General features: G+C 49.6%; 8 protein-coding genes. 3 read left to right on the forward strand and 5 right to left on the reverse strand.

Annotated features, from left to right (window positions below; genetic code table 11):
• Nucleotides 1-127: 127 nt before the first annotated feature.
• Complete coding sequence (gene uspA, locus J1785_RS07400) at nt 128-568, reverse strand: universal stress protein UspA (RefSeq protein ID WP_014333460.1); 441 nt, start codon at nt 566-568, stop codon at nt 128-130.
• A gap of 337 nt (nt 569-905) precedes the next feature.
• Between uspA and uspB the strand changes: the two genes are divergently transcribed.
• Nucleotides 906-1,241 (forward strand): universal stress protein UspB, encoded by a 336-nt coding sequence (gene uspB / locus J1785_RS07405; RefSeq protein ID WP_129953863.1) that lies wholly within the window; start codon nt 906-908, stop codon nt 1,239-1,241.
• Between the two features lie 210 nt (nt 1,242-1,451).
• Here the strand turns inward: uspB and pitA are convergent, their stop codons facing one another.
• Nucleotides 1,452-2,957, reverse strand: coding sequence for an inorganic phosphate transporter PitA (gene pitA, locus J1785_RS07410; RefSeq protein ID WP_129953862.1), 1,506 nt, complete (start codon nt 2,955-2,957; stop codon nt 1,452-1,454).
• 310 nt (nt 2,958-3,267) lie between these two features.
• On the opposite strand from pitA, the gene J1785_RS07415 reads away from it, so the two are divergent.
• On the forward strand, nt 3,268-4,491 hold the full coding sequence (locus J1785_RS07415) for a BaiN/RdsA family NAD(P)/FAD-dependent oxidoreductase (protein ID WP_217219143.1): 1,224 nt from the start codon (nt 3,268-3,270) through the stop codon (nt 4,489-4,491).
• A gap of 482 nt (nt 4,492-4,973) precedes the next feature.
• On the opposite strand, the gene J1785_RS07420 is transcribed toward J1785_RS07415, so the two are convergent.
• Together J1785_RS07420 and J1785_RS07425 are read right to left on the reverse strand one after the other, a co-directional pair.
• Complete coding sequence (locus J1785_RS07420) at nt 4,974-5,282, reverse strand: hypothetical protein (protein ID WP_217219144.1); 309 nt, start codon at nt 5,280-5,282, stop codon at nt 4,974-4,976.
• Between the two features lie 41 nt (nt 5,283-5,323).
• Nucleotides 5,324-6,979 carry a methyl-accepting chemotaxis protein gene (locus J1785_RS07425; protein WP_217219145.1) on the reverse strand — a complete coding sequence of 552 codons (1,656 nt, stop codon included), beginning with the start codon at nt 6,977-6,979 and terminating at the stop codon, nt 5,324-5,326.
• Between the two features lie 431 nt (nt 6,980-7,410).
• Between J1785_RS07425 and J1785_RS07430 the strand changes: the two genes are divergently transcribed.
• A complete protein-coding gene (locus tag J1785_RS07430; RefSeq protein WP_238483125.1) occupies nt 7,411-8,577 on the forward strand; it encodes a serine hydrolase domain-containing protein in 1,167 nt (388 codons plus the stop codon).
• A gap of 67 nt (nt 8,578-8,644) precedes the next feature.
• On the opposite strand, the gene J1785_RS07435 is transcribed toward J1785_RS07430, so the two are convergent.
• The coding region (locus tag J1785_RS07435) for a LysR family transcriptional regulator (RefSeq protein WP_217219147.1) at nt 8,645-9,542 on the reverse strand (898 nt) is incomplete at its 5' end.

Below are 9,542 nucleotides of genomic sequence, written 5' to 3' on the forward strand. Positions count from 1 at the left end.
CACCTATTCTGTATATACAGATTAATCCTTTGTTCAGGAATCGACCCGTATTCTCCAGGCAAAAAGACAAAAAAAGCCCGCAGGTGAAAACCAGCGGGCTTGTTTACAATATTAACAGCAACGCCTCTTACGCTTCTTCTTCCTCATCGCGCAATGGCACGATCAGCATGTCGATATGAACGGTGTTAATCAACTGGCGTGCTGAGGACATCAGCTTGCTCCAGAAATCCTGATGATGGCCGCACAGCACTAAGTCCACGCCATATTTGTTGATGGCATCTACCAGCACCTGCGCCAGATCACCGCTGCCGCTGAGGGTCTCCGAAATCGGATAGCCGGCATTTTGCGACAGTTCGTTCAACGCGTGATGGGTTTCTTCGGAAATACGTTTCTGCATGTCGCCCAGGTTAACGTCGATAAGACCCGTATACAGGTCTGAATAGTTCACATCAACGTGGATCAGGGACACTTTGGCGTTATACGGGCGCGCCATGGAAACGGCTTTCTCGACCAGAACTTTGCTCTCCGGCGACAGGTCCACAGCAATAAGTATGTGTTTGTAAGCCATAAGAAAACTCCTTCCATAAGTCGGTTAATAGCAATATCAGCATCATGCGGATGTCATGACGTCAGTATAGCGCCAAAATGGTTAAATAAATCAAGCATACAGATCCCATTTCCTTATCTGAGAATCCATAGATATAAATAATATGAACAGTTTCGGATTCGTTTCCTACACTCAATAATGCAGGCGTCTCCTGCTTTGGCAATCTTCTGTGGTACGAAAAGAGGGCGGGCGAAGGTAGCCCGGGGGTGTGAAATTGCGGAAAGGCAGGGCGAAACGCCGGGTGTGTGCCAGCATGACGGGCGCATTGCGCGGTGTCAGTTCGCCTTGAGGGGGAATCATGATCAGTCCCGTTGCGCTGTTTTGGGCTTTATGTTTTGTATGTGTAGTGAATATGCTGCGCTATTACTCTTCTTTGCGCGCATTGCTGGTGGTTCTGCGGGGGTGCGATCCGCTGTTGTATCAGTACGTCGATGGCGGAGGGTTTTTTACGGCTCACGGTCAGCCTGGCAAGCAAATAAGGTTGGTACGCTATATTTATGCTCAGCGCTACGTTGAACATCACGATCCTGAGTTTATTCGCCGTTGTGAGCGGGTTCGCGGTCAGTTTATCCTGACTACGGCACTGGTCGGTTTAATATTAATCAGTATGTTAGCCATGCTTATCTGGTATTAGCATACCCTTCGTACTTGAAGCTGCAGCGGCGTTAGCGGCTCTCGTTCACCCGAATCACTGACCTGTGTCAGCTCATCGGGATTCTCTCGTTTGCTGCCTTGCTGCAACTCCAATTACTTTGGTTATGAATTAGGGAGGATGTGTGAAAAAGGAAACAAAAAAGGCGACCTGCTGAGCAAGGTCGCCTTTTTACTGCCTGTCAGACAAGCATCAGATCAGCTTCAGGGCAATCCAGTACAGGACACCGGAAAGCACAATCGACACCGGCAGGGTTAATATCCACGCCATCGCGATGTTTTTCACGGTTTTCGACTGCACACCGCCGCCATCGACAATCATGGTGCCCGCGACGGCAGACGACAACACATGCGTGGTGGAAACTGGCATGCCGGTGTAGCTGGCTACGCCGATGGACACTGCCGCAGTAAGCTGTGCTGACAGCCCCTGTGCGTAAGTCATGCCTTTCTTACCAATCTTCTCACCGATGGTGGTCGCAACACGTTTCCAGCCAATCATGGTACCCAGTGCCAGCGCCAGCGCTACCGCGATAATGATCCAGATAGGTGCATATTCGACGGTTTGCAGAATGTCGGTTTTCAGCTCGCCGAGGAAGCGTTTATCTGCGGCGGAAGTTTCCGGCAGCTTCGCCACTTTATCCGCAGTATCAGAAACACACATCAGCAGGCGACGCATATGGCTGCGTTCGTCCGGTGACAGGTCGCTATAAGATTGCAGATTAGTCAGCAGGCTTTGCGCACGACCAATGGCGTCAAGTGCGTGGCTGCTGTCGCAGTGGAACACTTTGGGCTCGTCAGTCGGTGCGATATTAACATCAGGTGCAGGCACTATCGGTGTCAGTGCTACCACATGCGGTACGGCATCAGCATGTTGCTGATAATACTGTCCGAGGTGGGTCACGGCGTCGCGGGTACGGGTAATGTCGTAACCGGTTGCACTCATGTTCAGCACAAAACCCGCCGGAGCCACACCAATCAGAACCAGCATGATCAGGCCAATACCTTTCTGACCATCATTAGCGCCATGAGAGAAACTCACGCCGATAGCCGACAGGATCAGGCCGATACGTGTCCAGAATGGCGGCTTTTTCTTGCCATCTTTCTTTTCCCGTTCAGCAGGGGTCAGGTGGATACGTGCATGTTTCTTGTTGCCACTCCAGTAACGGCGCAGCAGGAAAATCATGGTACCTGCCATAATCATCCCGACCAGCGGGGAGACGATCAGTGAGGCAAAAATACCGATCATTTTGGGGATGTTTAACGCATCGACCACAGAGGTGTGAGTCATTAATGCATTGGTCAGCCCTACGCCAATGATGGCGCCGATCAGGGTATGAGAACTGGACGCCGGCAGGCCGAAATACCAGGTGCCAAGGTTCCAGATGATCGCCGCCAGTAACATAGAAAACACCATGGCAAGGCCATGAGCAGAACCCACGTTGAGCAGCAAATCAGTTGGCAGTAAATGAACGATGGCATAAGCCACACTCAAACCACCGAGCAGGACGCCAAAGAAGTTAAATACCCCTGCCATCACGACCGCTAATTGCGAACGCATTGCCCGGGTATAGATGACGGTTGCCACTGCGTTGGCCGTATCATGGAAGCCGTTAATGGCTTCATAGAACAGAACAAACAGTAACGCGAGAATCAATAACGAACCGGTATGAATATCCAATCCGGCAAATAGATGCAGCATAATTGTTACGCCAGTTAGTGGTCATGAACGCCGCGCATTATCTGCGAGAACAGGGGGAGGGGAAAAGGAAAATATGACATTTTTTTGACTAAAAACAGTCCAATATCTACCCTGGATTTGGTTAAGTTTTTATTTATCAAAAAGTTATTCCTCCTTTGGTGATTGAAACATTTACTTACGACGTTCAGGAAACGGTCTGTTGGCTGGTTTAACAGGCGCCTGTCCCTTACAATCCGCGGCTCAACGCCCCGGTAAACAGGGCGAACCTTATGTAAAACGTAGTTGAATTTCCGTAAAAGAGAGGCCGAAAGTGGAACAGGTTGATGTGGTAGTCATTGGTGCAGGTGCGGCAGGCATGTTCTGCGCGGCGCAGGCCGGACAAGGTGGCTGCCGGGTTCTGCTGCTGGATAACGGCAAAAAAACCGGACGCAAAATTTTGATGTCAGGCGGCGGACGCTGCAATTTCACCAACCTTTATGCTGAACCCGCTGCCTATCTTTCCGAAAATCCGCATTTTTGTAAATCCGCGCTGGCGCGTTATACCCAGTGGGATTTCATCGATATGGTCAACCGTTACGGCATCGCCTGGCACGAGAAAACCCTCGGGCAGTTGTTCTGCGACGACTCGGCACAGCAAATCGTCAGCATGCTCGATAAAGAATGCGAGCAGGGCAACGTCGATGTACGCCTGCGCAGCGAGATTTCCGATGTGCAGAAAACCGAAAATGGCTTTGTCATCAAGGTGAATGGCTCAACTGTAAGCACTCACTCACTTGTTATTGCCAGCGGCGGGCTTTCCATGCCGGGGCTGGGCGCGACACCCTTCGGTTACCGTCTGGCGGAACAGTTTGGCCTGAAAGTGCTGCCGACCCGCGCCGGTCTGGTGCCGTTTACCCTGCACAAACCGCTGCTCGATCATTTGCAGACGCTTTCCGGCGTGTCAGTGCCTGCGGTTCTGACTGCGCAAGACGGCACGGTTTTCCGTGAAAGCATTCTTTTCACCCATCGTGGCATGTCCGGTCCGGCAGTTTTACAGCTTTCGAGCTACTGGCAGCCGGGTGAGTTTGTGAGCGTTAACTTACTTCCTGATGTGGATCTGGCGGCGTTTCTGAATACGCAGCGTCAGGAACACCCGAACCAGAGCCTGAAAAATACGCTGGCGATGCAACTGCCGAAACGTTTGGTGGAGTGCCTGCAAACGCTGGGTCAGTTGCCGGACGTCACGCTGAAACAGCTGAATGTGCCGCAGCAGGTGGAACTGGTTGAACAACTGCAAAACTGGCAGGTTCAGCCCAACGGCACCGAAGGTTACCGCACGGCAGAGGTGACGCTTGGCGGCGTCGATACCAAAGAGTTGTCGTCCAAAACTATGGCCGCCGCTAAGGTGCCGGGCTTGTATTTTATCGGTGAAGTAGTGGATGTCACCGGCTGGCTGGGTGGATATAACTTCCAGTGGGCGTGGAGTTCGGCGTGGGCCTGTGCGCAGGATCTGGTGGTGTTTTGCAATAATAAAAATGGTGATCTGAATAAATAGTTGGTGATCTCACCTGCATTTGAGACATTAAAGTTCGTGATCCAGAGCACCTCGACAAAAAATCTAATTTTGATGTCAAACAGGAAAATCTCCCCCCTCAAAAGCAGAAAAACACGACATAGGGTAGTGGTCGCCACTGACCGACAGATCCTATGTCGTGTTTAGCGAGCGGTTCACGCCGGTGAGCAAGGCCGCTGGGTTGCATAAGCAGGCTAGCGGCTTGCCGCGTTTATCTGTCCAGATGTTTTAATGCCACCTGTGGGCGGTATTGTTTTTATTACGGGATAATCACAGCGGGTTTGTGAGGTTGGGCAGTCTACGCGTAAAACCCAATGATACGAACCACAAGAAACCCCGCCACCCTTTCTGAGGTAGCGGGGTCAGCTAAAACGTACTTTTAGGATACGGTCACTTTGAACTCATAGTCTCCTGTCGTGAACGGCAGCCTGACTGGCGTTTTGGAGTCCCCCGGTAACACCTTCTCAGGACAAAAAACCTTTCAAATTTTCCAGCATATTGGTCATCATGCCGAAGGCCATATTTACGCTGTGAATGCTGTAATACAGCGTAATATCATTGCGCATCAGGTAGGTTTCAAAACGCTTATCTGCCAGCACCGCCTGAACTTCCAGACTGCGATCGCGGAAATGTCGGCAGTTATTAATGTACAAATCCAGTGAACGGTATTCTCCCGTAGCAAGCTGATTCACCAGCACCACCATCTGTTCGAAGCTCTCGATCAGCGCCCTGTGTTTTTCCAGATGGCCGGCATGCTCCTGAAGATTTTCCATAATGACGTTCTCCCGGTAACGAGACGACGGCAAAAGCCTGATCAGAAGCTTTGCCAGTCGGACTCATTTGTGGAGTGCGCACCCGGCTTTTCCGTGCGTGGAAGGGCGGCTAGTGCCCGCGCCGGTTTTGCCCGGGACTGATGCTGAGCCGTGGCGTCGCTGAGACGGAATTCGCCGACCAGTCTCGCCAGGCCGTCAGCCTGATCCTGCAACGAGCGCGAGGCTGAAGAGGCTTCCTCTACCAGCGCGGCGTTCTGCTGAGTCACGTCATCCATCTGATTGACCGCCTGATGTACCTGAGAAATCCCCTGACTCTGCTCTGTTGCCGCAGCGGCAATCTCGTTGACCAAATCAGTCACCTGACGGATGGCATTACCCATGGAGTTCATGTTCTCGCCGACATCGCCCGCCTGATGGGCACCGGCTTCGATCAGGCTGTAGGAAAGGTCGATCAGTTCTTTTATCTCACGCGCGGCGGTGGTCGAACGTTGAGAAAGATTTCTGACCTCTCCTGCAACAACAGCAAAGCCTTTACCGTGCTCACCGGCACGTGCCGCTTCCACGGCGGCATTTAACGCCAGAATATTGGTCTGGAAGGCGATGCCCTCGATAAGCGTGATGATCTCAGTGACTTTGCGTGAACTGCTGCGGATATCACCCATCGTACCCAGCATCGTCTCAAGTGATGATGCACTTTTCTCCGACAGTGCATTCATGTTACCCGCCAGCTGGCTGGCCTGACGCGTGTTGTCAGCCGTCTGGCGAACCGTCTCGCTCAGCTCGGTCATGCTGGCGGCCGTTTGTTCCAGAGAAGCTGCTTGCTGCTCGGTGCGCGAGGAGAGATCTTCGTTACCGGCCGCGATTTGTGCCGAGGCGCTGCTGACGGACTGGGAAGCCGCGCTCACAGACAGCAGCGCTCCGGATACGCGTTGCATCAGACTATTGAACGCGCGGGCCATATTGCCCACTTCATCATGACGGCTGTCATCGGCGCTTACGGTCAGATCCAGCCGCTCGCTGGCGACGGCCATAATCCCGCCGATGTCCAGCAGGCTTTTTCGTACCCGACGGATGGTGGCCAGTGCGAAGGATCCCAACAGCAGAATAATGATCGTCACGCTGCCGCCCATTCCCCACAATGTGGTGTTGAAAATGCTGTGGTTGATGGCCCGCAGCCCCTCACCGATGTTGATATTTAAGGTAAGCTGTTTGCGATAATCGGCGATGAGCTGACGGATAGCCCCGCCGATACTGTCGTCGCCCTCAATCATTGCCAGAGTGACATCGTCCTGATGCGCTCGTGAAGAGGTCAGAAAGGCGGGAAGTTTCTCTTCCACTTTACGAATATTGTCAAAAGCCACGTGTGTCAGCCTTTCATCTTCAGCATCTGAGATGTTGTGCTGCAGATAATAATCCGTCAGCGTTTTTAGCCCGGCAATCTGCTGCTGAATGCGGGTTTCTACTTCAGGCATTTTACCGTTATCGGTCTGGCTCTGATGTTTATAGAGGGTGAGAGAAAGCTTATTGCTTTGATCAATAAGATTATTGAGATCCTTAATTGAAGGGATCGTATTGACCTGAACATATTCAAACCGGTCCTGGAAACCCGAAATCAACATGATTGCGACGACGCCCATTGAGATAAGGGCCGCAGAAAGCAGCGAGAACGTCAGTAAAAGACGTTTTGTGATGTTCATATTTTCCCCTGATTTTAAAAGTCCCGCCTTCAGGAAAAAGACAGGATGTGAATCACGGTTATCGGCAAAAATTGCGTTAACGTTAATTAAACCGATCTAATTCAATAATTTACGTTAATAAAATGTTCATAAATAATGTTGCGAATGATTTTTTATGCATCTAAAGAGATTTTTCATTCTCATTGGATCGGTTTTTGAATCATTTCCGACGGATCAGGAAGGTTGTTAAAAAGAACATCAGGAACACGGCAATTTCTCATTGAAAAGCGCGAGGAAATAACACAGTCTGCGACCTGCCCACGCCCATCCGGCATGTCTCTTTCTCTGTCACAAGGTCACCTGATGTTTATGCATAATTGCCACCGTGCTATTTATCTTTATAAATCAATAAAATGAAAAGAATCACGGGACGATTTTCGGGCTTAATTATCATGCTTCCACTGCTTCTGACAGCGTGCGGCACACTTTCCGATATGCAGGTTGATGAAAATCCGCATGAAGTGAAGCAGCTGGCCTGTAGCCAAAATCTTGACGATATGGTGGATACCGTAGCCCGGCGGTACCTGCACAAAGAAAAATCCAGCGGCATGGCGATCGGGATCATCAGAAATAACGGCGCGGCCAGAACCTGGGGCTATGGTTATACCAACGCGGTGAACGGTTACAGGATTGATGGCGAAACCCTGTTTGCACTCGGTTCGGTCAGTAAAGGTGTGACGGGAGAAGTGGTGGCGGGGCTGGTCGATAAAGGACAGCTTAAGTGGGATGACAAACTGGTGGATCTCCTGCCAAAAAATACCCCGCTGAGCGAGGACGCCAAAAAAATCACCCTGCTGCAACTGGCGACGCACACTTCGGGTTTGCCCCGTCAGAACATGACCAAAGATATGCTGGAAAGTTTCCTTAAGTATTTATATACCGGCGACAATTTCTATCATGAGCTGGACAGCGATGCCGTGGTCGATGACCTGTCGTCTTTTAAAAGGCCGTTATTACGTCAGCCACAATATTCTAATTTAGGCTATGCACTGCTCGGTTATATTTTGAAATTAAAAACCGGTGAAGATATTCAGCAATTATCTTATACCTTTATTTTTGATTCCTTAAAAATGGGTAACACCAGTTTTTATGCCAGCCAGTTAAAAACCTATCCGTACCGCGCGATTGGTCATGCAGGGGATCAGCCTAAACTTATCCGCCGTGGCGACGTGGTGCCTGACTGGCATTTCTCGAACAATATGGTGGCGGCGGCCAGCCTTTACAGTAATGCTGATGATTTGCTGAAATATTTGCGGGCGCATATTGATGATTCACAATCTGCGGCTCTCAGTGCCGCTATTCAGACCACGGAAAAGATTTATTTCCAGAGAGAAATGGAAGCCGCTAACATCGCCTGGGTCACAGATTATAAAGATGGACAGATTATTACTTATCAGGTCGGCTATATCGGTGGGTATTCCAGTTATATTGGCTTCGATAAAAAGCATAAAAATGCGGTAGTGGTTCTACAAAATTCCTTCAACTGGAGCAATTATGTCGGCCATGATTTGTTACTGAAAATGGCAATGGCGGACGATTTCAAAGGCCGTTGCCGGTGACGGAAGAGGCGGTGAAATAACAAAGAATCCCTTCCGTTTTTGCGCGCAAGGGTGAGTTTTCTCACTTCTACATTTTCAGTAAATCAATTATATGCAGCAGTCGTTCGTCATTTTTTGCCTTGCTATGAATATAGGCATAAACATCCAGCGTATCTTTTTCCATCCAGGGTATAGCAACCGTTTGCAAATTAAAATAGTGCGGAATATGTTTCAGCAGGAACTCCGGGAAGAACATAACAAAGTCGCTTTTCTCTATGCAATGCAGCATATTAAGCAATGAGTTTGAGCGGTAACGGATATTTCGCCGATGGAAATTTGCATATAATTTCTCTGGCAGATAGGCGTGTGTTTCAGCAGAACTGAGTACGGCATGCTCTTCTTTCATCCACTGTTCCAGGCTTAAATTTTCTTTAATCCGCGGATGTCCCTGACGGCATAAGCCAATAATTTTTGATTGTGCGATACGGGTAGAAATAAACGAGTGGTTATGCTTTATGGCCGAGCCAATATCAATATCCACCTCCCGTGAGACCAGTGCGGTGAGTCGTTGTTCTTCAAGCATGATCCGGTTATTAAACGTGAAATTAATACCTTCCCGCAATTTATTATTTTTTAGCAGTTTATCCATCAGGAAATATTCAACCATAGTATTAGTTCTGATGATAACATCAGCAACCTCAGGATGATTTTTGCCGCTTATCATCACGGAGCTCGCAATGTCTTCGTCAATTTTCTTGAAATTCGGATATAGCTGATTGGCAACGGGCGTCGCTTTAAGCCCTCTGGAGGATTTGATGAATAACGGATCGTTATAGTAATCACGCAATTTGTTTAATGCATAGGTCAGCGTTGGGGAAGAAAGCCCCAGTGCTTTCGCCGATTTACTCATGCTTTTGGTTTCATAAACCAGGACCAGAGTTTTGATCAAATTATAGTCAAATTTATTGCTCACAAGAGTATTATTA

The sequence above is a fragment of the Rahnella perminowiae genome, from assembly GCF_019049755.1.
GTDB classification, from domain to species: Bacteria; Pseudomonadota; Gammaproteobacteria; order Enterobacterales; family Enterobacteriaceae; genus Rahnella; species Rahnella perminowiae.

What these genes read in the sequence shown, in the direction of transcription:
- uspA (WP_014333460.1), bottom strand. Translation starts at nt 568, where the DNA reads ATGGCTTACAAACACATACTTATTGCTGTGGACCTGTCGCCGGAGAGC.
- uspB (WP_129953863.1), top strand. Translation starts at nt 906, where the DNA reads ATGATCAGTCCCGTTGCGCTGTTTTGGGCTTTATGTTTTGTATGTGTA.
- pitA (WP_129953862.1), bottom strand. Translation starts at nt 2,957, where the DNA reads ATGCTGCATCTATTTGCCGGATTGGATATTCATACCGGTTCGTTATTG.
- J1785_RS07420 (WP_217219144.1), bottom strand. Translation starts at nt 5,282, where the DNA reads ATGGAAAATCTTCAGGAGCATGCCGGCCATCTGGAAAAACACAGGGCG.
- J1785_RS07425 (WP_217219145.1), bottom strand. Translation starts at nt 6,979, where the DNA reads ATGAACATCACAAAACGTCTTTTACTGACGTTCTCGCTGCTTTCTGCG.
- J1785_RS07430 (WP_238483125.1), top strand. Translation starts at nt 7,411, where the DNA reads ATGCTTCCACTGCTTCTGACAGCGTGCGGCACACTTTCCGATATGCAG.